Here is a 22596-nt window from a genome sequence, read left to right as displayed (position 1 = left end):
GCTTGCTCTCGCGAATCGCAGGCGAATTCAGTCCTCGGCGGCCGAGGGGTCGATGGCGTTCGTCACCAGATCGCGCCACGTCGGGTCGGTGTCGTCCACCAGGTCGACATCGTCCATCAGGGCCACGACGGCGTCGCCGTCGGGCAGGATCAGGCCCAGCACCTCCATCGCCTCCCCTTCGGCGTTCAGGTGGCTCTCGGCCTGGACCACGACCGCCGCCTGTTCGCCCGCGTCGTCCCACCAGATGGCCGGCTGCGGCAGGTCCATGGCGATGGGGCGCGGATCGTCCGTATCCCCCAGGGCGAAGACCGCGCGGCGCGCCTGCACGTCGTCCAGGGTCGCAACCGCCCCGACGAACGGCGTCAACCGGGTCCAGTCTTCGGCGTGGAACCCGCCGCCGTCCTCGTCCTCGTCCGCCATCGTCCTCGCCTATCGCCTACCGTCTGAACACGCCGACCAGCTCCACATGGGCCGACCAGAGAAATTGATCCACGGGCGTGACCCGCTCCAGCCGGAACCCGGCGTCGATCAGAACCCGCGCATCCCGTGCAAAGGTCTGGGGGTTGCATGACACCCCCACCACGACGCCCGCCTTGGCGGCCGCGATCTGGGCCGTCTGTTCGACGGCTCCGGCGCGCGGCGGGTCGAAGACGATGGCCTCGCACCCTTTCAGATCGAACGGCGTCAGGGGACGGCGGAACAGGTCGCGCGCCTCGGCGGCGATGGCCTTCATCCCCTTGGCCGTGTTGATCCCGGCCTTCAGGGCGTCGATCCCGGCCTTGGAGGCGTCGGCGGCGATCACCGGCGCGACCGTCGCCAGCGGAAAGGTGAAGGTCCCGGCGCCGCAGAACAGATCGGCGACCTTTCTGGCGCCCTTCACGGCGGCCACGGCGCGCGACACCATGGCGTCCTCCGCCTGCGGCACGGCCTGCAGGAAACCCCCGGCCGGCAGCGCGACGGTCGCCGGACCGAAGGCGATCTTCGGCTGGCGCGCCATGACCAGGGTTTCTCCGGCCAGGCTCAGCCGCGCCAGATCGGCCGCCTGGGCCGCCGCGACGGCCCGGCTGCGGGCATCGCCCGACGGGCCGCCGCCGGATCGGCGCTCCACCCCCGTTACATCCACGTCCAACCCCGTCAGCGTCCAGGTGACATGCAGGGTCGGGGCCGACTTCGGATGCTCCAGAAAGGCGTCCGCCAGACGACGCAGGGCCGGGATCGCCTGAACGATGCGGGGATCGGCGACCGGACAGGCGACCACCTCGACCAACCGCCACGACCGACGCGCCTTGAACCCCAGGATCGCCCGACCGTCCTCGCCGCGTCGGGCATGCAGGGCCACCCGCCGCCGCGTGCCCGACGGCACGGCCACTGTCGGCTCGATCTCGGTCTCGACCCGCTCTCGCGCCAGGGCCAGTCGGACCTGCTCGCGCTTCCAGTCCAGATAGGGTTCGGCCGCCCAGTGCTGCAGCGCGCAGCCGCCGCAGTCGCCATATTGCGGCGACACCGGCGCGATCCGGTCGGCGCTGGGCGCGACGATCTCGGCCGTTTCCAGCCGACCGTCGCTGACCCGGCCCCGCACGGTCTCGCCGGGCAGGGTCAGGCTGGCGAAGACCGGCCCGTTCGGCGTTTCGGCGATCCCGTCGCCCTGCCCGCCGATGCGGTCGATCCTGAAGGTCTCCATCGCCGCGCTTCTAGCCCCGCCTCCCCGGCGCGCCAAGCACGACAGGCCAAACAAACCCCGGCCTCAAGCAGCGCGAAGCGCGGTAGGCGAAACAAACCTCGGCCTCAAGCAGCGCGGAGCGCGGTAGGCCAAAACGAACGTCTGCCGCAAGCAGAGCGGAGCGCGGTAGGCCCAACAAAGATGAACGAAGATGAACAGACCGCTCAAATCCCGTTCAGCTTCGCCGCATTAATCATCCTTGCAACAGACACGAGGCTTCGCCGTTATGCGGTTACGGAATTGGTCCGGTCCTCGAAGGGGTTGGAATATGCGTATCTCGAAAACATCGCTGGCCGCCGTCGCCGCCCTGGCTCTGGGCGTCACCGCAGCGCCGCTCGCCGCCTCGGCCCAGACCTATTACAGCTACGGTCAGGCGCGGAACTACGGCACGGGCGCCTATGGCCCGTCCTATGACTATTCCAACCGCGGCTATGGCTACGATCCCTGCGCCCGTGAACGGCAGGGCCGCACCGGCGCGGGTGCGGTGATCGGCGGCGGCGCGGGCGCCGTCATCGGCTCGCAGTTGGCCGCGCGCGGTCGTCGCACCGAAGGCAGCATTCTGGGCGGCGTGCTGGGCGCCGTGGTCGGCTCTCAGGTCGGTCGTTCCAGCTCCGACGCCTGCCGCAGCTATCAAAGCTACGGCTCCAATGGCTACTACGGCCAGGGCTACGGCTATACGCCCAGCTACAGCGAGCCGACCTACAGCTACTACGATAACCGCTACTCCGGCGATCAGGGTTACGGCTACGACGGCTACGACCGCCGCGACGACTACGCCTACGACCGGGGCGGCTATTATAACGACCGCCCGGTGGGGAACTATCAGAACACCGACGGATGCCGCCTGGCGGAAAGCCGCATTCGTCTGCCCGATGGTCGCACGGACACCCGCTACGTCCGCACCTGCCCCGACCAGTACGGCCGCTATCGCGTCGTCGATTAATTATCAGCCCCCCTGTCGATCGACGACGTGACGGGAGCCGCCGGAGGAGAAATCCCCCGGCGGTTTCTCATCGTTCGGGCAGGCCACCGCGCTTCGCGCCACTTGAGCCCGTGTTTCAGGGTCAAGGTTCTCGGTCGGGCTTCGTGGCCCACAGCAGGAACTCGACGTTGCCGTCGCCGCCGGTGACGGGGCTTACGGTCGTGGCCTGCACGGCCCAGCCTGCGGCCTCCAGCCAGTCCCGCACCCGTTGGACCGCTGCGGCGTGGGCGGCGGGGTCCTTGACCACCCCCTTCTTGCCTGTGCCAGGCCGATCCGCCTCGAACTGAGGTTTCACCAGGGTGATCAGGTCCGCCCCCTGCGCCGCCAGATCCAGAACGGCCGGCAGCACCTTGATCAGGCTGATGAAGCTGGCGTCGCAGACGATCAACGACGGCGCCTGCGGGATCAGCGCCGGCGTCAGATCGCGCGCATCCGTCCGCTCCAGATTGGTGACGCGAGGGTTGGCGGCGACGGTCGGATGCATCTGACCCGACCCCACGTCCACGGCGAACACCTTGGCCGCGCCGCGATCCAGGCACACCTCGGTGAAGCCGCCGGTGGAAGCGCCGACGTCCAGCGCGATCCGGCCTTCGACGGCGATGGGCCACAGCGTCAGGGCGTGATCCAGCTTCAGCGCGCCGCGCCCGACCCAGCGGTGCGCGGGCCGGGCGTCCAGAACGGCGTCGTCGGCCACCGCTTCGGACGGCTTTCGCACCACGACGCCGTCGGCCCTGACCAGCCCGGCCTCGATGGCGGCCCGCGCTCGCGACCGGCTGTCGAACAGGCCCCGCGCGACCAGCAGCTGGTCGATGCGGCTCTTCACCCGGCCCGCCGGATCACAGGGCCTCCAGCCGTTTCAACGCCGCCTGCAGCTTGGCCTTGCCGGCTTCCGCCTCCGCCAGTTTGGCGCGCTGTTCGTCCACGACCTCGGCGGCGGCGCGGGCGACGAAATTGGGGTTGCCCAGCTTCTTGTTCACATGGCCGATGTCGGCGTCGAAAGCCCCGATCTCTTTCTCCAGCCGCGCCCGTTCGGCCGTCAGGTCGATGATTCCGGCCAGGGACAGGGCCGCCGTCGATCCGCCGGAAACAAAGGTCACGGCCCCGGTCGGCGCGGCCTCTGCCGATCCGACCTCCGACACCCGGCCCAGGGTCAGGATCAGGTCGCGGTGCCGCGCGATCCGCTCGGCCGTCACGGCGTCGGGCGCGACGAAGGCCAGCGGCGGCTTGGCCGACGGCGGCACGTTCATCTCGGCGCGCAGGCCGCGGATTTCGCCGACCAGATCGACCAGCCAGCCGATTTCGGCCTCGGCCGCCGGGTCGATGAAGGCGTCCGGCAACACCGGCCATTCGGCGCCGATCAGCAGACCGTCGCGGGCCGGGCCTTCCTTGCCCAGTTCGGCCCAAAGCTCCTCGGTGATGAAGGGCATGACCGGGTGCAGCAGCTTCAGCGTCTGATCCAGCGTCCAGGCGGTCATGGCGCGTGTCTCGGCCTTGGCGGCTTCATCGCCGCCTTGGAAGACCGGCTTGGCCAGTTCCAGATACCAGTCGCAGAAGACGTTCCAGACGAAGCGATACAGCGCGCCCGCCGCATCGTCGAACCGCCCGCCCTCGATGGCCTCGGACACCTGACGCTCGGCCTTGGTCAGCTCGCCCCGGATCCAGCGGTTGATCGTCTGTTCGACGGTCGCGGGATCGAAGCCCTCGACACGGCGCGCCTCGTTCATCTGGCTGAAGCGGGCGGCGTTCCACAGCTTGGTGCCGAAGTTGCGATAGCCTTCAATGCGTTGCTTCGACAATTTGATGTCGCGCGTGCCCGACAGGATGGCCATGGTGAAGCGCAACGGATCGGCGCCCAGTTCGTCGATGATGCCCAGAGGGTCGATGACGTTGCCCTTGGACTTCGACATCTTCTGGCCCTTCTCGTCGCGGACCAGACCGTTGATGATGACCCGCTTGAACGGAGCCTCGCCGTCCATGAAGTGCAGGCCCATCATCATCATCCGGGCGACCCAGAAGAAGATGATGTCCGCCGCCGTGACCAGGTCGCTGGTCGGATAGAACCGCGCCAGATCCTCGGTCTTCTCGGGCCAGCCCATGGTCGAGAACGGCCACAGGGCCGAGGAGAACCAGGTGTCCAGAACGTCCTCGTCCTGGGTCAGGGCGACCTCGGAATCATAGTCCGTCATCGCCTGTTCGCGGGCGTCCGCCTCGGTTTCGGCGACGTAGATTTCGCCGTTCGGGCCATACCAGGCCGGGATGCGGTGGCCCCACCACAGCTGGCGCGAAATGCACCACGGCTCGATGTTGCGCAGCCATTCGAAATAGATCTTCTCGTAGGACTTCGGCTCGAACACCGTGTCGCCCTGCTCGACCGCCTTCAGAGCGGGCTGGGCCAGGACCTTGGCGTCGACGTACCACTGGTCGGTCAGCCACGGTTCGATGACCACGCCGGAGCGGTCGCCGTGAGGGACGACGTGGCGGGTCTTCTCGATCTCGCGCAGCCAGCCCTCTGCCTCGGCGCGGGCGACGATGGCCTTGCGCGCGGCGAAACGGTCCAGGCCCACCAGATCGGCGGGGATTTCCGGCACGTCCTCGGCGACGATGCGGGCGAAGGCGTCCAGCACGTTCAGGGCGGCCAATCCGGCCCGCTTGCCGACGCCGAAGTCGTTGAAGTCGTGCGCCGGGGTGATCTTCACCGCGCCCGAACCCTTGGTCGGGTCGGCGTAGTCGTCGGCGACGATGGGGATGCGGCGGCCGGTGATCGGCAGGGTCACGAACTTGCCCACCAGCCCCGCGTAACGCTCATCCTCGGGGTGAACCGCCACCCCGGTGTCGCCCAGCATGGTCTCGGGCCGGGTGGTGGCGACGACGATGAAGTCGCGCGTCTCCCATTCCGTCGCCTTGCCGTCCTCGTCGAAGGCGATGGGGTGCTCATAGGTCACGCCGTCGGCCAGCGGATAGGCGAAGTGCCAATAGGCGCCGTCCACCTCGCGCTGCTCGACCTCCAGGTCCGAGATCGCGGTCTGGAAATGCGGGTCCCAGTTCACCAGCCGCTTGTCGCGATAGATCAGGCCTTCCTTGTGCAACTGGACAAAGACCTTGCGGACGGCGGCGTTCAACCCCTCGTCCAGGGTGAAGCGTTCCCTCGACCAGTCGCAGCTGGCGCCCAGGCGGCGCAACTGGCGCACGATGGTCCCGCCGCTCTCGGCCTTCCATTCCCAGACCTTGTCGATGAAGGCGTCGCGGCCCATGTCGCGCCGTCCGACATTGCCCGCGGCGGCCAATTGGCGCTCGACCACCATCTGGGTGGCGATGCCCGCGTGATCGGTGCCCGGCAGCCACAGCACCGCCTTGCCCTTCATCCGGTGATAGCGGGCCAGGATGTCCTGAAGCGTGTTGTTCAGCGCATGGCCGATGTGCAGGCTGCCCGTCACGTTCGGCGGGGGAATGACGATCGAATAGGCGCTCCCGGCCCCTTCCGTGCGGGGCGCGAACAGGCCGCTCTTTTCCCACTGGGCGTACAGGCGGGGTTCGGCGGCCTGGGGTTCGAAGGTCTTCTCGAGCATGGGGGACTTCTTTGTTGCTAACGCTCCGCGCGCGGCGCGTCGCTCCTTGAGCATATCGAAAATGCAGAAAGGCGGCCCCTTCAGGAGCCGCCCCTCGGATTAGTCTGGGCTGAAGCGAAGGGCTAGGCGCTGCGCGCGATGCGTTCGACTTCCTTCTGCACCGCGGCCTGGACGATGCCGGGAAGATTGGCGTCCAGCCAGTCCTTCAATAGGGGGCGCAGCATCTCGGCGACCATGGCCTCGACCGTGTTGCCGCTGACGAAGGGCAGGTCATGGGTCGGGGCGGAGGGCGCAGGCTCGGGTTTCTTGAAGCTGGCGGCCAGGCCCGCGAAGGCGGATGCGGCGCTGGCGGCGGCGCTGTCGCCGACCAGGGAATCGTAAGACGGGGCAGGCGCCGACGTCGATGCCGCCTCGACCGACGGGACCGGGGTCGGCTCGGGCGTCGGCTCCAGCACGTCCAGGTCGCCGATGGTCGCCGTCGCCTCGTAGCGGTCGGTCAGTTCCAGCACGTCGTCATCAGCATGCGGCGCCTCGGCTGGAGGCGTTTCGACAGGGGATTCGGCGGCGACGGTCTCAGCTTCAGCCGCGGCTTCGGGCTCGGCGACCGGCGCCTCGGTGGCCTCAGCCGCCGTTTCGGCCGGCGCTTCGTCTTCGGAAATGATTCGGCGGATCGACGCCAGAATCTCTTCCATGGTCGGTTCCTGGGCGGATTGATCGGTCATGGGGCAGCCTTGGACGAGACCATTGAAAGAACGATGCCTGCGGGCCGCCGCCGAACAGCCGGAACCGTCCGACGACAGAGCCTTGTCGTCGCACCAACGCTCGCGGGAATCAACGGCGTTTTCCTGCGGACCCGCCGGGAGACGATCAGTTGCGCGGGGCGGTGCGCATCGCTTCGCCCTTCAACTGGGCGTCGACCGGCGCGTCGGGCGCATCGACGGCGCCGACGATGGGCGGAGAGGCCACGCGGTCCAGCGTCTCGACCAGGCCATCCCACGGCAGGGCGCCGCGACCCTGAACCCGGTCGAAGTTCGACTTGGCGTCATAGACCTCGACATCGGGGTTCAGCGCCGGCCCCTCCAGCTGGCCCATAGCCGCCAGAAGCGAAGCGCGGGCGACGTACTCGGCGGCGCGGGCGTTGGCCAAGCCGGTCTGAGCCGCACGCAGGGTCACTTCCTGGTTCAGCACGTCCAGGGTGGTGCGCAGTCCGACCTGCGCCTCATGACGCACGCCCTCGGCCGCGACCGAGGCGGCGCGCACGGCCTCTTCGCCCGCCGCCACGCCGGCGCGGGCCGACAGGACCTGAGCATAGGCCGCGCTGACGCTTTGCAGGACTTCGCGGCGCTGACCCTCGACGTTGATCTGGGCGGCGTTGGCCTGTTCCAGAGCCTGGGCGACGCGCGAGCGGTTCAGGCCGCCGGTGAACAGGGGCACCGACAGGGTGGCGCCGGCGTTGAAACTGCGGCGGTCTGCCAGTTCGCCCAGGTCGCGCAGGTCGTTCGTCGCGCCGCCATAGGAGGCCGTGGCCCGGATGGAGGGCAGATACTCGGCGCGCGCCGCCGCCACGGCCGCCTCGGCGCCCTGCTGGCGATAGGCGGCGGCTAGGACGCCGGGGTTCCGTTGCAGCGCTGTATCCACCGCCGCATCGAAGTCGGTCGGAATGGCGGGCAGCGCCGGGGCAGCCTCCAGCTCGGTCGGCGACTGGCCCACCACGGCGGCATAGGCCGCGCGCGACGTCGACAACTGGGCCTGGGCGTTCGCCAGGTCCGATTGCGACTGGGCCAGGGACGCCTCGGCCTGGGCCACGTCGGTGCGGGTGATCTCGCCCACCTCGAAACGGGCGGTCGTCTCTTCCAGCTGACGCTGAAGAACGTTCAGATTCTCCTGGCGGATGGCCAGAATCTGCATGTCGCGGTTGACGTTCACATAGGCCTGGATGACCGACAGCATCACCGACTGTTCGACGTTGCGCAGGTTCTCGCGCCCGGCCAGGACGCCGGCCTGGGCTTCGTCGATGGCGCGGGCGACCCGGCCGGCGGTCCAGATGTTCTGCGACAGGCTGACCCCGACATTGCCCGATTTGCTTTCGGACGAGCGAGTCGTGATCTGGGTGTCGGGCACGCCGTCGTTGTTCGTGTCGACGAACTGCGTCACCGGCGGGAAATCGCTGCGGGTGTAGCTGGCGCCGGCCGAGGCGCTGAGCGTCGGGCGCAGGCCCGAACGCGCCTGGACGACCGTTTCGTCCAGCGCCCGCTGGCTGGCGCGCTGAGCCAGCAGATTGGGGTTCGTCTGATAGGCCAGGGCGATGGCGTCCTTCAGCGTTTCGGCCCAGGCAGGCGCGCCCAGCCCCGTCACGAGAGCGACCATTGCGGCCGAAGCCAGCACACGCGAGCGTTTCAACATCGTTCGTCCTTGACCGGCGCCCATGACGGGACGCCTGAATGTTCACCAGCGTAACTGGAGCCTGACAGCGCCACACGCCAGTTAAGTTTTTTTCACGCAGCGGGCCGAAAAGCCCGTCGCAAGATTTGGCGTCGCCCTAGAGCGAGAAGGTGGGCGCCGAGGTCAGTTCGGCAAGGACCGCCGGCGACGAATCGAACAGTTCGCGGCGCGACAGGCCGTGTTCGTCCTTGATGAACAGCGCCGCCTTGCCGACGGGGCCGCGACGTTCGACCAGGACCATGCGCCCGCCGATTCGCAGGGCGTCGCCCCAGGCCCGTGGCAGATCGGCGATCCCGCCTTCGCTGACGATCAGATCCAGGTTCTGGCCGCTGGGCTGGGCCAGCGGCGCGACGACCGTCTGAACGCCCTCGGCCTCCAGCGCGGACCCGATCACCTCGAACACCGCCGCATCCGATTCTTGGGCCGTGACCTTCAGGTCCAGACGAGCCAAGACGGCGGCCGCATAGGGGCCGGCAAGGGCCAGAGCGGTCTCCCCTGCCCTCGGCGCGGCGGCCTGCAGCAGCTTGGCGACATCGCGCGCGGGCATCAGCCGGCGATTGCCCGCGATCGTCACGGCCTCATCGGAATAGGCGGCGAAGGCGCGGTCCGGGGCGCAGAACGATTCACGCGGGACCTCCATCATGGCCAGATGGATATCAGGGTTGGTGACGTCGTTCACCCGCACCTGAGAGTCGACCATGGCCTTGCGCGCTGCGGTGAAATCCATCTGTAAACAGCCTTTGACGAGTATCCGGGAGGAATTCTGGCGCGCTTATAGGTCCGTGCGTTGCAGCGGACAATCCGATCTGATAGCGAACGCCCCTCGCGATGACCGCCCCCCGAGGATTTGGGGTCAAAAGCGGCCTGATGGCGGAGTGGTGACGCAGAGGACTGCAAATCCTTGCACCCGGGTTCGATTCCCGGTCAGGCCTCCATCGCAGACACGGCAAAGGGCGCGGACGGCAGGGTTCGCGCCCTTTTCGTTTCGGCCGCCGGTCGTTTTACCCGCCGGACAGGGCGGGCGTCGTCAGATGATGCAGGGCCACCGCGCTGGTCGTGGCGACGTTCAGCGAATCGAATCCGCCTGCCATCGGAATGCCGACGGCCGTGCACCGGGCGATGACGTTGGAGGGCAGGCCCGGCCCCTCCGAACCCAGAAGCAGGGCCACGGGGCCCTTGCGGCGATACTGGGCCAGGGGCTGGTTCGCGGACGGGGTCAGGGCCAGCACCTCCACCCCGGCGGCCTCCAGCGCCTCTATCGAACTCAGGGTCGAACCGCCGGCGAAGCACGGCGTCCGCAGAACCGCCCCGACCGAAACCCGAATGGCCTTGCGGTAGAAGGGATCGCAACAGGTCTGGTCCAGCAGCACCGCCTTGGCCCCGAAGGCGGCGGCGTTGCGGAACAGGCCGCCCATATTGTCGTGATTGCCGATCCCGGCCGCGACGACGAAGATATCGTCCCTTTGCAGATCGCCGAGACAGGCTTCCATCGTCACAGGCTTTGGCTTTTCGCCCAGGGCCAGGATGCCGCGATGAAGCGGAAAGCCCGCGATCTGGTCCAACACGGCCTGGCTGGCGACATAGACCGGCGTCTGGTCCGTCAGCCTGGCGATCACGTCGACCAAGCCGGCCGCTCGTTTCTCTGCCAGCAGCAGGGCGCGCGGCCGGCAAAGCGAGGCGGACGAGGTCAGAACCCGCACCACCACCTCGCCCTCGGCGATGAACAGACCCTCGCGGCCCGTCAGGTCGCGCTCCCGGATGTGGCGAAAGGCGGCGATACGGGGGTCGGCGGGGTCGGAGACGATTATCTGATTCATGGCGCGTTTTTCCCGTTGCACGAATCCAAGAGCCGCTGCTATAGGCCCGCCTCCCGAGCAGTTCCGCGGTAGCTCAGTGGTAGAGCAGCCGACTGTTAATCGGCTGGTCGTAGGTTCGAATCCTACCCGCGGAGCCACCGCTCGGATTGACCTTTTTCAGGTCCTTCCGAGATTGCGGTGGATGCAGTTTGGGCGATGTGTTCTGCAAGAAAATCAAACGGTTCCTTGAAAGTCGCGGTGAGTTCGCCGTTGGCCCAGGAGCAGTTCGAAAGTAGCAGATTCAGCAGCGTTCTTTTCTCTCCTGCTGTCGCTTTTTCGAAGATTAGGTGCGAATCTTTCGCAAGTTGGATGAGCGTAACGCCGGCGTCGATGTACGAGTCGTCGGCCTCGTGATGGCGTTCGATGTCCCTCAGGCAGCGATCACGCTCGTCACGCCATTGCGCCTGCATTCGCCGGTAGAAGCCTTCACCGATCTTGCCGTCGAGCTTGTCGGCATACATCGCCTCGATTCGCTTCTGTAGCCGGTCGGCTTCGGCGCGCAGTCTCTCGATCGCCTGCCTCTGCTCCCGGCTCTCATCCGCGAGGCTTTCGTGCAGCGCGGTTCGAATCATCGTGAAAATGCTCTCGTCGAGTCGCAGCTGGCTCAACAGGTGCGTGAAACGCTCCGCCAGCGCTTCTTCCCGGACGTAGGGCTCTCCGCATTTCCCCTTGAACCCCGTGCAGTGGTAATAGATGTACTTCTGCTTCTTGATCTCCCCCACGAGCGCGCAGCCGCAATGGCCGCAGGTCAGCAGGCCCGAGAACGGAAAATCCTTGGGGTTGGCACGAATGTTGGCGGCGTTTCGGCCGTCGAGCACATCCTGTACCGCGCCCCATAGTTCTTCAGAAACCAGTGGCTGGTGGCTACCCGTGTAGATCTTCCCAAGCCACTCGAACCGGCCCGTGTACACCCGGTTTCGCAGCATCTTGTGGACGGTGCTGGCGCCAATGGGAGCGCCGCTCTTTCGATAGACAAGTCCGGCGCGCCGAGCCTTTGCCGAGACGTCCTTCAGCGAGTAGCCACCGCTTGCATACCACTCGAAAAGCTTCTGGACGATCGGGCCGAGCGTGGGATCGACCGTGACGATCTTCTTCCCATCCACTCCCACGGTATTGAGGTAGCCGATGGGGGCAAAGGTCGGCCAGAGCCCCTGCTCCGCCTTCTCAAGCATGCCCTTGCGTGTCTCTTCCGAGAGGTTGTCGATGTAGTTCTTCGCCATCAGCACCTTGATGCCGTGCATGAACTTTTCAGACGACCGGGAATCCCGAGAGAGGACGACGCCCTCTTTGACGAAGTGAATCTCGACGTCCAGATCGTCGACTGTCACCCAATCCTTGAGGTTGCGGTAGAGTCTGTCGGTTTTCTCGACCAGCAGCGTCCGCACGTTCGGATGCTTGCGCAGGTATGCGAGCATCTTGTCGAAGTTGGTCCGGCCGCTCTGCTTGGCGGTTTCGACATCGACATATTCCCCGACGACCTGAAGGTCGTTCACCAGGGCGTAATCCTTGATCAATTTCGTCTGCGCCGGGATCGAGTAACCTTCTCGGTCCTGCTCCTTCGAGGATACGCGCGCATACATCACTGCGCGCTTCAGATCCTCAGTGACCGCAATACTGCTCTGCTTTCTCTTTGCGCCCATGACCTCGCTCCATACCCACACGATCGCACTCGTGTCTGTGCTCGACGACGGGAGAGCGGAACTAGCGCGACTTCATGCAGTGCGGCTCATGGATCGCCCCTCGCCGGAGCAAGCCCTAGTATAGGTCTGCCCGATTCAGGCGCCAACCGAATTATCGACCCTCTTCGCAAGGCCATAAAAAGGCGTCGGTTTAGGCGCTATCTGTGATGGACACCGCGTAGTGCGATTCTGTTCTATTGTTTATTCTGGTCGCGATGCCACCGGGCCAATGTTCGATAGAACTCCGTCAGATTAGCAAGCATGGAACGAGCCTCATTTTCACTCAGTGGTCGCCCCAAACGCGCGGAGAATACTTCCTGGGCCTGCTTCGCAAGGCCATCTGAAAAGTGACTTCCCCGGGATTTGGGTCGACCGGCGTCGCTCTGGCCCAATTGAGGTTTCGGGACGTCGTCAGCCATCTCGATCGCCCTCGCGTTGCGACATTGCGTTGAAGACAAGTGCGGCTGACAATCCGTCCGGCGCAGGAAAGAGCGCCAGTTTGAGCGGCGCGGACCATGTCGGATCACGGAGTTGCACGCGCAGATAGTCTCGTGGCGGGTCGCCGTTTGAACGCGCCTCCCACGCCTCGCCGACCCGCGTCCAGCCGAGAAGCACGATGTATTCAGGCGCATGCTCGCTCCTGCGGTTGTCGTTCGGCACCAGGCGCACCTTCCGATCAATGGTCAGGGTATGGATACGGCCCTCCCAACCGCCGCGCTTGGCCGGCTTGAATACATCGGCCATCGCTCACGCCCCCCGGTCCTTGCGCGCCTTGGCGAACTCCCTGTCCGCGGCAAGAAAGGCGTCGAGCATGAACGGGATCAGATCCGCGACCTCGGCCTTTTCTCCATAGGCTTCCTTGTAAACGGCGGCGTAATCCGACAGCGCTCGGTTCAGATCGGGCATGACGGTGATGGTGATCTTCACCGGCGTCCGATCGGGCAGTTTGGCGAGCTTGAGCATGGGGCTCCTCCTATCGGCCCGCCCACGGACGCAGCACGAGATCCTTGTGGACGATCACGCGCAGCGGCCAGCCGGGACGGACCCGGAGGATGGGTTGGATGTTGAGGTTCTTGTTGACGAGCTGTTGCCCGGCCTGGCTGGCGGACTGCTGGCTGGACTCGCGCACGGCGCGCACGAGGTCGCTTTCGTCGTCCATCGTCAGTTCCGTGCCGACGCCGAGGAGCGTGGCGAGCCCGATGCCTTTCAGGAGACGCCAGGTGTGGTGATCCACCTGATCCTCCAGCCCGGCGTAACCGGCGGCGTCCGTGGCGGGCAAGTTGTCGATCTGGATGGAGGAGCCGTCCGGCAGGATGATCCGCCGCCAGACCACCAGCGCCCGGTTCTGCCCGAAGGCGACGACGCTGTCGTAGCTGCCGATCAGCCGCGAGCCCTGAGGGATCAGAACGATCCGCCCGGTCACGGTGTCATGGACGGTCTCCGTCACCTGGGCCGTCACCAGCCCCGGCAGGTCCGAGTTCAGGCCGGTGATCAGGCTGGCGGCGATGACACTGCCGGCCATCAGTTGATAGGGCGAAGCCGGCGTCTGGAGAGTATGGCTGTTGTAGACGCCATCCCCGGCCCGTTGGTCGATGAAGTCGAGCTTGCGCTGCTGGCCGTTCGGATCGCGCTCGGGATCAAGAGCGAGACGGCCGCCGCCATCGGGCGCCGCCGTCGCATCCTGCGTCGGCACAGCCGGGACGTCGGCCACGGCGGCGACCGGCGCTGCGGTGCGCGCGGAGGATTGAACAACCACGCCGGCTTCGCGCGCCTGATTGGCCTGGGCGGCGAGACGCTGGCGCTCGGCTTCGGCCGCCTGCTCCTGCGGCGTCATTCGGGGTGGCGTCGTCGATGCCGCCCCGCCTCCCCGAGCCGCCTCGGGTTCGAGCCGGCGTTGACGGTCGAGGATGGGTCGCCCGAGATCGCCGGGCAGCGGCGGACCCAGCTTCGGGGTCGCGCCATAGTCGCCGGGCAGATTGGCGACGGCGTCAGGCGGCGTGCGGCGATCTGCGATCACCCCCTCGTCGGCCTGATCGACGACGTGGATCGCGCTCGGCCCCAAGGCCATCCAGGCGACGCCGGCGATGGCAAGCGCGCCCGTCGCCGCGCCGCCGATGACCACGCCGCGCTTGAAGCGGACGATGCGGCGCGGGGCGGCCCGAAGGGTCAGGGCCTCCGCCGGCTCTTTCGACGGCGTCGCGCTCGGGGGAGCCGCCGTGACCGGCCCGGTGGGATCGTCGGGCGTGTCGGTCATGGCCGCGCCCTCCGGCCCTGAGCGACCCGCTCGTTGGCGATGTCCGTTCGGCCGATCCGGACCACCTGCTGCGGGTTCTCGCCCAGCCTCAGCTCCGCGGCGGCGAACAGCCGATCGACGATGTAGTGGTTGCCGCTGACGCGGTAGTTCACCAGCTGCGCGTCGCCCTGCGGACCGACCACGAACAGCGGCGGGGCCTCGCCCTGGTCGAGGCGTCCGGGGAATTCGATATAGACCTTGGAGCCGTCGTCCCAGGCGCGCACCGGCCGCCAGGGCGGACGATCGCCGGTGATCACATATCGGAATCGCAGATTGGTCAGGGCGACGCCGTCCGCGATGGGGCGCGTCTCCTCGGCGCGGGCGTTCTGACGCTGGAGCGCCATTAGTCGGTCCGCCGGATAGGTCCAGGACACCGCCGCCATCGCCGTCGTGTCGGTGCTCTGCAGCGCCAGATGATAGGCCCGCCGATCTGTGGTGATGACCATATTGGTCGAGAGACCGGCAGCGAACGGCTTCACCAGAACATGGACGCGCTGTTGATCGCCGACGCCGCTGGTCGTGTCGCCGATCACCCAGCGCACGGTGTCCCCCGCCGAGACTGCGACCAACCGTTCCCCTGGCTGAAGCGCGATGTCCGAAACCCGCTCGGGGGCGGCGTAGAGCCGGTAAAGCGCGCCTTCGGTCCAGGGATAGACCTGAACGGCGTTGATGTAGCCCGCGCTCGACGGTTCCTGGGTCGCGGCGCGGTTGGCCGCCTCCACGCGGGCGGTCGGCAGTCCGGCCTCCGTTCGGACGGATCGAGAGCGCCCCGACGGTGCGGGCTGCAACTGCCCAGGCAGCGGCAGGGGCGTCGGCGCCTCGACGATCTCGACCGGCCGGGGCGGCTCGGGGACGGCGACCGCCGGCTTGAAGTCGGCGGCGTCGTAGGTAATGGCGGGCGGCGGGGTCGTGCCGGCGCAGGCGGCGAGCGCCAGGGCCGAGGCCCCGGCCATGGTGAGACGGATCATGGATTATCTCCTTCGGGACGGGTGATGGGATCGACGGGCGTGGGCGTCTGCGACATCGCGGTCTCCGACACGGCTCCCGCCGGTTCCCGCTGAGCCGACCGTCTGTCCGCCGCCTCGGATGTTGTCCCCGTCGCGGTCGCGACCGGGTCCAGCTCGCGTGACCAGTCGATGGCGTCGACGAACAGGCCGAGCGGATTGCGGCGCAGGGCGTCGGCGGTCCGGGGCGGCCGGATCACGACGGTCAGCATGGCGGTCCAGCGTTCGGTGCGGGCCAGGCTTCCGCGCTCATAGGTCTGTTCGACCCACTTCACCTGGAAACTGCGGTCCGAGGCCCGGACCACGCTCGTCACCTGCACCGAGACGCTGCGCTGACCGATCTGGCCGAACGGGTCGTCGGCGCGGGCATGGTCGTTGAGGAACAGGGCCGCGCGGTCGGTCGTGAAGTCGTAGGCGTCGAGCCAGGCCTTCTTGACCAGCACCGGGTCGGTGGAGACCGAGCGGACGTCCGTGATGAAGCGGCCGAGATGCCAGGCGATCTGCCCGTCCGTCGGCTTGTAGTTCTGGATCGCAGGCGCGACCGAACGGGCCTCGCCCAGCCGGTCGACCTCGACCACATAGGGGGCGACGCGGCTCTGCATCGACTGCCAGATGTTGCTCGCGGCCAGACCGCCCGAGAGACAGAGGCAGCCGAAGGCGATCAGCCGCCAGTTCCGGGCCTGGACGCGGGCGGAACCGATCCGATCGTCCCAGAGCTGGCCCGCACGCCAGTGCGGCGTCTCCGGTGCGGGCGTTCGCCCGTAGCGTTGAAGGGAGCGTTTAAAGAGCATCTAGTCCTCCTTGAGGCTGGGGTTGGCGGCTACGCCTCCGCGATCGCCGTCCTTGACGGTGTGGATGAGCATCTGGCGGCGATGACGGGCGGTCTGTTCGGCGTGCATCTTCCGCGCCCAGGCGGGCGGGCCTTCCGGCGCCGGGGCCGCTCCGCTCGGAACGCCCCCTGGGGCGCCCCCGGTCGGGGAACCCGAGGGTCCGCCGGTCGGCGCCGGGCCGCCATCGCCGGAACCGGCGCCACCACTCGGCGGCTCTCCCCCTCCGGCCCCGCCGCGAGGCGCGCCGCCAGTGGCGGTCCATGCCGCGTCGCGGCCACGCTGGACGCTGTCGCGGAAGGACGCCGACGCACGGCTCGCCATGCCGCGCGCACCTTGGATCGCCGCTCCTCCGGCGGCGCGCGCGACGCCGCCCAGTCCGGCCGCGACGCCGCCCGCGCCGGACGCGCCCGACGTCGCCGCCCCGAGCTGGTAGGACGCCTGCGCGGCCGACCCCATGGCGGTCCCGGCGCGCATAGCCGCCATTCCGCCGGACGCCGCCGCGCCGAGCGCGCGCGCCCCGAGGGCGACGCCGCCTGCGCCCATTATCGCCGCACCGGCGACCGTGCCGACGGCCGCGCCCGCGCCGAGTTGGGGCGCGCCGGAGATCAGGCCGGTGGCGATGCCCGGACCGAAGACGCCCAGGCCCAGCAGGGTCAGGGCGCCGAGCACCAGGGTCATGGCGGAGGCGACGTCCGGCTCACCGTCGCCGGCCGCGATGAAGCTTTCGAAGAAGCCCGAGCCGATGCCGACGATCACCGCCAGAACCATGACCTTCAGGCCGGAGGAGACGACGTTGCCGAGCACCCGTTCTGCCAGGAAGCTGGTCTTGTTCCACAGCGCGAAGGGCACGAGCACGAAGCCGGCCAGGGTGGTCAGTTTGAACTCGATGACGCAGATGAAGAGCTGGATCGCCAGGACGAAGAAGGCCAGGACCACCAGCAGCCAGGCGATCAGCAGGATCAGCACGGACAGGAGATTGCCGAACACCTCGGGAAAGCCGAGCATGTCCTCGATCGCCTTGATCAACGGATGCGCGGCCTCGAAGCCGACACTGGCGAGCTTGCCGGGTTTGAGCAGGTCGTCGGCGGACAGGCCGCCGCCGCCGGCCGTGATCCCCAGCCCGGCGAAACTGCGATAGACGATGTCGCCGAGCCGCTGGAAGTTGGAGATGATGAAGGCGAAGGCGCCGACATAGAGGATCTTCTTGAGGAACCGGCCCAGGATGTCGCGGTCGGCGTCCATCGCCCACCAAAGGGCGGCGAGCGTCACGTCGATGCCGATCAGCACCGTGGTCAGGAAGGCGACATCGCCGCCGAGCAGGCCGAAGCCTGAATCGATGTAGGCGACGAAGGCCGCCATGAAACGGTCGATGATGTTGAGGTCCGGGGCCGGGTCCATAAAGGTCGCCTCAATGCGGGGTGTAGGCGTTGGCCGAGCCGACGAAGCGGCGCGTCCGTTCGCGGGCCGCCTCCATGACCTGGCGCTGGCGCTCCTGTTCGATGGCGTCGGCGCGATACTGCGCCGCCATCATCGCCTGGAGCTGGAGCTGCTGGCGGGCCGAGATGGCGAGCAGCTGGTTGGTCGCCTGTTGCGCCTGGAGGCTCCCGGTCGCGCCCTGGCTGCGTGACACCAGTTCGGTCAGCAAGGGACCGTCGGCCTGGATGTTCTCCACCACCTGGGCCTGGACCCGCATGGTCTGACGGAAGGCCTGGGTCGCCGCCTGAAGCTGGACCTGCGCCTGCTGCATCATGGCGTTCGTGGACATCGCCGCGTCGAACACCTCCGGGAAGCGATCCCTGAGGGCGTCGTCGGTCGAGGCGATGTCGAAGGCGATCCCTTGCGCCTGGGTCATCAGGGTGTCGATGCGCTGCATCGAGCGGGTGATCTGGTTGATCGAGGAGAAGTCCAGCCGCTGGAGCTGGCGCGCCATGTTCTGGAGCATGGTCGCCTGGTTCTGAAGGCTGCTGATCTGGTTGTTGATCTGCTGGAGCGTTCGCGCCGCTGTCAGGACGTTCTGCGTATAGTTGAGCGGGTCGAACACCTTGAACTGGGCGGCGGCGGGCGTCGCCGGGAGGACGGCCCCGCCTCCCGTAGCGATCAGGGCCGCGAGCATGAGTCTGCGATTCACAGGGGAAAATCCTTCTTTTGAGAGGGCGGGACGGCGCCGGCGACATCGCCGGTCTGTCTGGTTCCGGGCGGAGCGCCGTCGCCCCCGCGCAGGAGGTCGGCGGCCCAGGACAGCCCCCGCGCTTCGAGGAAGGCGGCGCAGAATTGGTCCGGCCCCTCCTCGCGCAGGAGATCGTCGATCAAGGTCTGGGTCGCGGGATCGGACGCCCCGGTGAAGGCCAGGGCGATCGGACCCAGCGCCAGTTCGAACAGGCGATTGCCGCGCCGGGACTGGAGGTAGTAGTGGCGCTTGGGCGTGGCGCGGGAGATCAGTTCGATCTGGCGGTCGTTGAGGCCGAACCGCTCGTAGTCGGCGCGCGCCTGGGGCTCGATCGCCCGGTCGTTGGCGAGGAAGATGCGCTGCGGGCAGCTTTCGACGATGGCGGGCGCGATGGCGCTGTCGGCGATATCGGCGAGGCTCTGGGTCGCGAAGACGACGCTGACGTTCTTCTTGCGCAGCACCTTGAGCCATTCGCGGATGCGCGCGGCGAAGACGGGGTTGCCGATGAACACCCAGGCCTCGTCGAGGATCAACAGGGTCGGCCGCCCGTCGAACCGCGCCTCCAGTCGGTGGAACAGGTAGTTCAGCACCGGCGGGACGACGCTGGCGGTGTTCATCAAGACCTCGGTCTCGAAGCACTGGACGTCCGAGAGGGTCAGACGGTCCTCGGCCGCGTCCAGCAGGCGGCCGAACGGTCCCTCCAGCGTCCAGGGCGAAAGAGCCGCCTTCAGTGCATGGGACTGAAGCAGGACCGACAGTCCGGTGAGCGTTCGCTCCTCCCTGGGCGCGCCGGCGAGGCTGGTCAGGGCCGACCATAGGGCGTCCTTAACCTCGGGCGTGACCGTGACCTTCTCATGGGCCAGCAGCCCGACGATCCAGTCGGCGGCCCAGGCGCGTTCGGCGGCGTCGTCGATGTCCCGCAACGGCTGGAAGGAAAGCGCGCCCTCGTCGGCGCCGCCGTCGCCGAGCGCGTGATGCTCCCCGCCCATGGCGAGGACGGCGGCCCGGGCCGAAAACCCCTTGTCGAAGACATAGACCTGCGACCCGGCGTAGCGGCGGAACTGGAGGGCGAGCAGCGCCAGCAGCACCGACTTGCCCGCCCCGGTCGGGCCGACGATCAGCATGTGGCCGACATCGCCGACATGGGTCGAGAGCCGGAACGGCGTCGCGCCGGAGGTTTCCGCATGGAGCAGCGGCGGCCCGTCGAGATGGTCGTTACGCGCCGGCCCGGCCCACACCGCGGACAGCGGCATCAGATGGGCCAGGTTCAGCGTATGGACCAGCGGCTGGCGGACGTTGGCGTAGACATGGCCGGGAAGGCTGCCGAGCCAGGCTTCGACGGCGTTGACGGACTCGCGGATGCAGGTGAAGCCGAGGCCGTTGACGATACGCTCGACGATGCGGACCTTCTCCTCGGCGACCGCCCGATCCTCATCGCTGACGGTGATGGTGGTGGTCAGATAGCCGAAGGCGACATGGTCTCCGCCCAATGCCTGTAGGGCCAGGTCCGCGTCCGCCACCTTGTTGTCGGCGTCGCTGTCGGTGAGCGGGACCGGCTCGTTGGTCATCACCTCGCGCATCAACTGCACGACCGACTTGCGCTTGTTGAACCACTGACGACGGATGCGCGTCAGCGCCTTGTTCGCGGCCGTCTTGTCGAGACAGATGAACCGGGTCGCCCAGCGATAGTCGAAGGCCTGATGATTGAGGGCGTCGAGGAGGCCGGGTCGGGTGGCGTTGGGGAAGCCGAGGATCGTCACCGTGCGCAGGTGCCGATCGCCCAGCATCGGCTCGATCCCGCCCGACAGCGAAATGTCGACCAGCAGGCCGTCGAGATACATCGGTGTTTCCGGCACGGCGACCGGATGGCGCCGCGTCGAAATGCTCCCGTGCAGGAAGGTCAGGGTCTCGGCGTCGTCGAGCGCGCGGACCTCGGGCATGAAGCCGGAAAACAGATCCAGCAGCCGGTCGGTCTCGGCGACGAAGGCGCGCAGTTCCTGGCGCCAATCGCGGCCGGGCTCGGGCGTATCGCGCTCCAGCAAGACCCGCTCGGCCCGGCTGACCTGATCGGCGGGCGGCAGATAATAGAGGGTCAGGTGGCAGAGGCTCTCGAAGTGCTCGCCCCGTCGCCCGTCGAAATGCCCTCGCCGTTCCTCGTCGACCAGCCAGGAGGCCGGATCGGGGAAGGCGCTGTCGGGATAGCCGAGCGCCTCGATGCGTTCGGCGTCGAAGAACAGGGCCCAGCCCGAACCCAGGCGGCGCAGCGCGTTGTTGGCGCGGGCGCAGACCGAGACCAGTTCGGCTTCGGTGGCGGATTCCAGATCGGGACCGCGGAAGCGCAGGGTGCGCTGGAACCCGCCGTCCTTGTTCAGAACGACCCCCGGCGCGACCAGCGCGGCCCAGGGCAGATGATCGGCCAGCCGGTCGGCGGTCTGGCGGTATTCGCGCAGGTTCAGCATGACCACCACCCCTTCTGGCGGAGGTGACGCGCGCCGATGGCGGCGAAATCGGGATCGCGCTTGGCGGCGAACACCGCGAGGCTGTGTCCGGCGAGCCAGATGATCAGCCCCGCGATCCATTGCTGGAGCCCGAGGCCCAGGGCGGCGGCGAGCGTGCCGTTGAGGATCGCCACGCCGCGCGGCGCGCCGCCGAGCAGGATCCGCTCGGTCAGCGCCCGATGCAGCGGGACCTCGAAGCCCTCGATGCTCATGCGATCAGCGCTCCCCCGCCGAAGGAGAAGAAGGACAGGAAGAAGCTCGACGCGGCGAAGGCGATCGAGAGACCGAAGACGATCTGGATCAGCTTTCTGAAGCCGCCGCTGGTCTCGCCGAAGGCCAGGGCCAGGCCCGTCGTGATGATGATGAGCACCGCGACGATCTTGGCGACGGGGCCCTGGACGGATTCCAGCACCTGTTGCAGTGGTTCTTCCCATGGCATGCCGGAGCCGGCGGCGTGGGCGGTCGCCGCGAAGCCGAGGACAAGCCCCAGTTGGAGGCTGGCGGCGGCGAGACGCCGAAGTTCGGGAAGGCGGTTGCGGGCCTTAAGAACGGCAAACTGAAGGGACGTCATGGAAGGTCTCCTTTGAGAAGGGCTTTGAGCTGAGGGGGATTGAGGTCGGTGACGGCGTAGCCGCCGTCGCTGTCGAGACCGCCGACCTCGGCCACGGTCTCGATCCGGCGCCCGGTTCCCCGGCCGCGGATGAACACCACCAGGTCGATCGCTTCGGCGATCAGCCGGCGGGGCACGGTGACGACGCCCTCGGCGACCAGCTGTTCGAGCCGGTAGAGGGCGGCGTGGGCCGAGTTGGCGTGCAGGGTGGCGATCCCGCCGGGATGGCCGGTGTTCCACGCCTTCAGCATGTCCAAAGCCTCGGCGCCGCGCACCTCGCCGACGACGATCCGGTCGGGACGCAGCCGCAGGGTGGAGCGGACGAGGTCGGCCATGCCGACGACGCCGGGCCGGGTCCTGAGCGCCACCGTGTCGGGCGCGGCGCATTGCAGCTCGCGGGTGTCCTCGATCAGGATGATGCGCTCGTCGAGGTGGGCCATCTCTGCCAGGAGGGCGTTGGCGAAGGTGGTCTTGCCCGACGAGGTGCCCCCGGCGATCAGGATGTTCTTGCGGTCGACCACGGCGCGGCGCAGCAGGTCGACCTGAACCGGCGCGATCAGACCCTCGGCGACATAGTCGGTCAGACGGTGGATTTTCACCGCAGGCTTGCGGATGGCGAAACAGGGCGCGCTCGCGACCGGCGGCAGCAGGCCTTCGAACCGCTCGCCCCCGGCTCCGTCCGGATGGGTCGGCAGTTCGGCCGAAACGATCGGGGCGCCGGCATGGACTTCGACGCGGACGTGATCGGCGACCAGGCGAACGATCCGTTCCACATCCATGGGCGAGAGGATCACGCCGGTCTCGACGCGACCTTCGCCCAGCCGGTCGAGCCGGAGCGCGCCGTCCGGATTGACCATGATCTCGATCACGGCGGGGTCGGCCAGGGCGGCGGCGATCGCCGGCCCCATGGCGGTGCGGAGCATGGCGCGGCGGCGGTCGAAGGCGACGG

Annotated in this window: 20 protein-coding genes, 2 tRNA genes and 1 pseudogene; 3 read left to right on the top strand and 20 right to left on the bottom strand. The window is 67.8% G+C overall.

Annotated elements, in window-relative coordinates; all coding sequences use genetic code 11:
• Positions 1 to 27: 27 nt before the first annotated feature.
• Together QE389_RS03415 and QE389_RS03410 are read right to left on the bottom strand one after the other, a co-directional pair.
• Positions 28 to 420, bottom strand: coding sequence for a hypothetical protein (locus QE389_RS03415; protein WP_307364678.1), 393 nt, complete (start codon positions 418 to 420; stop codon positions 28 to 30).
• 16 nt (positions 421 to 436) lie between these two features.
• Positions 437 to 1681 carry a class I SAM-dependent RNA methyltransferase gene (locus QE389_RS03410; RefSeq protein WP_307364676.1) on the bottom strand — a complete coding sequence of 415 codons (1245 nt, stop codon included), beginning with the start codon at positions 1679 to 1681 and terminating at the stop codon, positions 437 to 439.
• A 307-nt stretch (positions 1682 to 1988) separates the two neighbouring features.
• On the opposite strand from QE389_RS03410, the gene QE389_RS03405 reads away from it, so the two are divergent.
• Complete coding sequence (locus QE389_RS03405) at positions 1989 to 2663, top strand: glycine zipper 2TM domain-containing protein (RefSeq protein ID WP_307364674.1); 675 nt, start codon at positions 1989 to 1991, stop codon at positions 2661 to 2663.
• A 121-nt stretch (positions 2664 to 2784) separates the two neighbouring features.
• Here the strand turns inward: QE389_RS03405 and QE389_RS03400 are convergent, their stop codons facing one another.
• The 5 genes from QE389_RS03400 to QE389_RS03380 form a co-directional block, all read right to left on the bottom strand.
• Complete coding sequence (locus QE389_RS03400) at positions 2785 to 3525, bottom strand: TlyA family RNA methyltransferase (protein ID WP_307364673.1); 741 nt, start codon at positions 3523 to 3525, stop codon at positions 2785 to 2787.
• Positions 3526 to 3538: 13 nt separating this feature from the next.
• Positions 3539 to 6268 (bottom strand): valine--tRNA ligase, encoded by a 2730-nt coding sequence (locus tag QE389_RS03395; protein WP_307364671.1) that lies wholly within the window; start codon positions 6266 to 6268, stop codon positions 3539 to 3541.
• 122 nt (positions 6269 to 6390) lie between these two features.
• Positions 6391 to 6990: a DUF2497 domain-containing protein gene (locus QE389_RS03390; RefSeq protein WP_307364668.1), complete on the bottom strand. Its 600-nt coding sequence runs from the start codon at positions 6988 to 6990 to the stop codon at positions 6391 to 6393.
• A gap of 145 nt (positions 6991 to 7135) precedes the next feature.
• Positions 7136 to 8671, bottom strand: coding sequence for a TolC family outer membrane protein (locus QE389_RS03385; RefSeq protein WP_307364667.1), 1536 nt, complete (start codon positions 8669 to 8671; stop codon positions 7136 to 7138).
• Positions 8672 to 8807: 136 nt separating this feature from the next.
• Positions 8808 to 9437 carry a protein-L-isoaspartate O-methyltransferase gene (locus QE389_RS03380; protein WP_307364665.1) on the bottom strand — a complete coding sequence of 210 codons (630 nt, stop codon included), beginning with the start codon at positions 9435 to 9437 and terminating at the stop codon, positions 8808 to 8810.
• A 134-nt stretch (positions 9438 to 9571) separates the two neighbouring features.
• On the opposite strand from QE389_RS03380, the gene QE389_RS03375 reads away from it, so the two are divergent.
• Positions 9572 to 9645: transfer RNA gene (locus QE389_RS03375), tRNA-Cys, on the top strand.
• A gap of 66 nt (positions 9646 to 9711) precedes the next feature.
• Here the strand turns inward: QE389_RS03375 and QE389_RS03370 are convergent.
• Positions 9712 to 10527, bottom strand: a complete 816-nt coding sequence (locus QE389_RS03370; RefSeq protein ID WP_307364663.1) for an RNA methyltransferase — start codon at positions 10525 to 10527, stop codon at positions 9712 to 9714.
• A 62-nt stretch (positions 10528 to 10589) separates the two neighbouring features.
• On the opposite strand from QE389_RS03370, the gene QE389_RS03365 reads away from it, so the two are divergent.
• Positions 10590 to 10664, top strand: a tRNA-Asn gene (locus QE389_RS03365).
• On the opposite strand, the gene QE389_RS03360 is transcribed toward QE389_RS03365, so the two are convergent.
• From QE389_RS03360 to trbB, 12 genes and pseudogenes are all read right to left on the bottom strand, one after another.
• Positions 10650 to 12206, bottom strand: coding sequence for a recombinase family protein (locus tag QE389_RS03360; RefSeq protein ID WP_307364661.1), 1557 nt, complete (start codon positions 12204 to 12206; stop codon positions 10650 to 10652). The genes QE389_RS03365 and QE389_RS03360 overlap by 15 nt on opposite strands.
• A gap of 450 nt (positions 12207 to 12656) precedes the next feature.
• Positions 12657 to 12989 carry a DUF736 domain-containing protein gene (locus QE389_RS03355; protein ID WP_307364659.1) on the bottom strand — a complete coding sequence of 111 codons (333 nt, stop codon included), beginning with the start codon at positions 12987 to 12989 and terminating at the stop codon, positions 12657 to 12659.
• A gap of 3 nt (positions 12990 to 12992) precedes the next feature.
• A complete protein-coding gene (locus tag QE389_RS03350; protein ID WP_307364657.1) occupies positions 12993 to 13208 on the bottom strand; it encodes a DUF2274 domain-containing protein in 216 nt (71 codons plus the stop codon).
• 10 nt (positions 13209 to 13218) lie between these two features.
• Complete coding sequence (locus tag QE389_RS03345) at positions 13219 to 14499, bottom strand: TrbI/VirB10 family protein (protein WP_307364655.1); 1281 nt, start codon at positions 14497 to 14499, stop codon at positions 13219 to 13221.
• Positions 14496 to 15506: a P-type conjugative transfer protein TrbG gene (gene trbG, locus QE389_RS03340; protein ID WP_307364653.1), complete on the bottom strand. Its 1011-nt coding sequence runs from the start codon at positions 15504 to 15506 to the stop codon at positions 14496 to 14498. Before trbG ends, QE389_RS03345 begins: the two co-directional genes overlap by 4 nt.
• A gap of 149 nt (positions 15507 to 15655) precedes the next feature.
• Positions 15656 to 16333: pseudogene (gene trbF / locus QE389_RS03335) on the bottom strand (conjugal transfer protein TrbF); the annotation flags it as partial.
• Positions 16334 to 17770 carry a P-type conjugative transfer protein TrbL gene (gene trbL, locus QE389_RS03330; protein ID WP_307364651.1) on the bottom strand — a complete coding sequence of 479 codons (1437 nt, stop codon included), beginning with the start codon at positions 17768 to 17770 and terminating at the stop codon, positions 16334 to 16336.
• Between the two features lie 10 nt (positions 17771 to 17780).
• Entirely contained in the window at positions 17781 to 18500 is a 720-nt protein-coding gene (gene trbJ / locus QE389_RS03325) for a P-type conjugative transfer protein TrbJ (RefSeq protein ID WP_307364649.1), read from the bottom strand.
• Positions 18497 to 20998, bottom strand: coding sequence for a conjugal transfer protein TrbE (gene trbE / locus QE389_RS03320; RefSeq protein ID WP_307364646.1), 2502 nt, complete (start codon positions 20996 to 20998; stop codon positions 18497 to 18499). Before trbE ends, trbJ begins: the two co-directional genes overlap by 4 nt.
• The gene (locus QE389_RS03315; protein WP_307364644.1) at positions 20992 to 21249 is read right to left on the bottom strand and encodes a VirB3 family type IV secretion system protein; all 258 of its coding nucleotides are present in this window, start codon (positions 21247 to 21249) and stop codon (positions 20992 to 20994) included. Before QE389_RS03315 ends, trbE begins: the two co-directional genes overlap by 7 nt.
• Positions 21246 to 21608, bottom strand: coding sequence for a TrbC/VirB2 family protein (locus QE389_RS03310; RefSeq protein WP_307364642.1), 363 nt, complete (start codon positions 21606 to 21608; stop codon positions 21246 to 21248). Before QE389_RS03310 ends, QE389_RS03315 begins: the two co-directional genes overlap by 4 nt.
• Positions 21605 to 22570: a P-type conjugative transfer ATPase TrbB gene (gene trbB / locus QE389_RS03305; RefSeq protein ID WP_307368890.1), complete on the bottom strand. Its 966-nt coding sequence runs from the start codon at positions 22568 to 22570 to the stop codon at positions 21605 to 21607. Before trbB ends, QE389_RS03310 begins: the two co-directional genes overlap by 4 nt.
• Positions 22571 to 22596 lie beyond the last annotated feature (26 nt).

The organism is Brevundimonas sp. SORGH_AS_0993 (assembly GCF_030818545.1).
Taxonomy (GTDB): Bacteria; Pseudomonadota; Alphaproteobacteria; order Caulobacterales; family Caulobacteraceae; genus Brevundimonas.
The sequence above is the reverse complement of the archived record's forward strand: the minus strand, read 5'-3'. Positions and strand labels throughout refer to the sequence as shown.

Bases quoted from the DNA above. Each gene is read 5' to 3' on its own strand.
- QE389_RS03355 (WP_307364659.1), bottom strand. From the start codon at position 12,989: ATGGCCGATGTATTCAAGCCGGCCAAGCGCGGCGGTTGGGAGGGCCGT.
- QE389_RS03370 (WP_307364663.1), bottom strand. From the start codon at position 10,527: ATGAATCAGATAATCGTCTCCGACCCCGCCGACCCCCGTATCGCCGCC.
- QE389_RS03410 (WP_307364676.1), bottom strand. From the start codon at position 1,681: ATGGAGACCTTCAGGATCGACCGCATCGGCGGGCAGGGCGACGGGATC.
- trbL (WP_307364651.1), bottom strand. From the start codon at position 17,770: ATGGACCCGGCCCCGGACCTCAACATCATCGACCGTTTCATGGCGGCC.
- QE389_RS03310 (WP_307364642.1), bottom strand. From the start codon at position 21,608: ATGACGTCCCTTCAGTTTGCCGTTCTTAAGGCCCGCAACCGCCTTCCC.
- trbE (WP_307364646.1), bottom strand. From the start codon at position 20,998: ATGCTGAACCTGCGCGAATACCGCCAGACCGCCGACCGGCTGGCCGAT.
- trbG (WP_307364653.1), bottom strand. From the start codon at position 15,506: ATGATCCGTCTCACCATGGCCGGGGCCTCGGCCCTGGCGCTCGCCGCC.
- QE389_RS03385 (WP_307364667.1), bottom strand. From the start codon at position 8,671: ATGTTGAAACGCTCGCGTGTGCTGGCTTCGGCCGCAATGGTCGCTCTC.
- QE389_RS03405 (WP_307364674.1), top strand. From the start codon at position 1,989: ATGCGTATCTCGAAAACATCGCTGGCCGCCGTCGCCGCCCTGGCTCTG.
- QE389_RS03345 (WP_307364655.1), bottom strand. From the start codon at position 14,499: ATGACCGACACGCCCGACGATCCCACCGGGCCGGTCACGGCGGCTCCC.
- QE389_RS03360 (WP_307364661.1), bottom strand. From the start codon at position 12,206: ATGGGCGCAAAGAGAAAGCAGAGCAGTATTGCGGTCACTGAGGATCTG.
- QE389_RS03395 (WP_307364671.1), bottom strand. From the start codon at position 6,268: ATGCTCGAGAAGACCTTCGAACCCCAGGCCGCCGAACCCCGCCTGTAC.
- QE389_RS03390 (WP_307364668.1), bottom strand. From the start codon at position 6,990: ATGACCGATCAATCCGCCCAGGAACCGACCATGGAAGAGATTCTGGCG.
- trbB (WP_307368890.1), bottom strand. From the start codon at position 22,570: ATGCTCCGCACCGCCATGGGGCCGGCGATCGCCGCCGCCCTGGCCGAC.
- QE389_RS03315 (WP_307364644.1), bottom strand. From the start codon at position 21,249: ATGAGCATCGAGGGCTTCGAGGTCCCGCTGCATCGGGCGCTGACCGAG.
- QE389_RS03415 (WP_307364678.1), bottom strand. From the start codon at position 420: ATGGCGGACGAGGACGAGGACGGCGGCGGGTTCCACGCCGAAGACTGG.
- QE389_RS03350 (WP_307364657.1), bottom strand. From the start codon at position 13,208: ATGCTCAAGCTCGCCAAACTGCCCGATCGGACGCCGGTGAAGATCACC.
- QE389_RS03380 (WP_307364665.1), bottom strand. From the start codon at position 9,437: ATGGATTTCACCGCAGCGCGCAAGGCCATGGTCGACTCTCAGGTGCGG.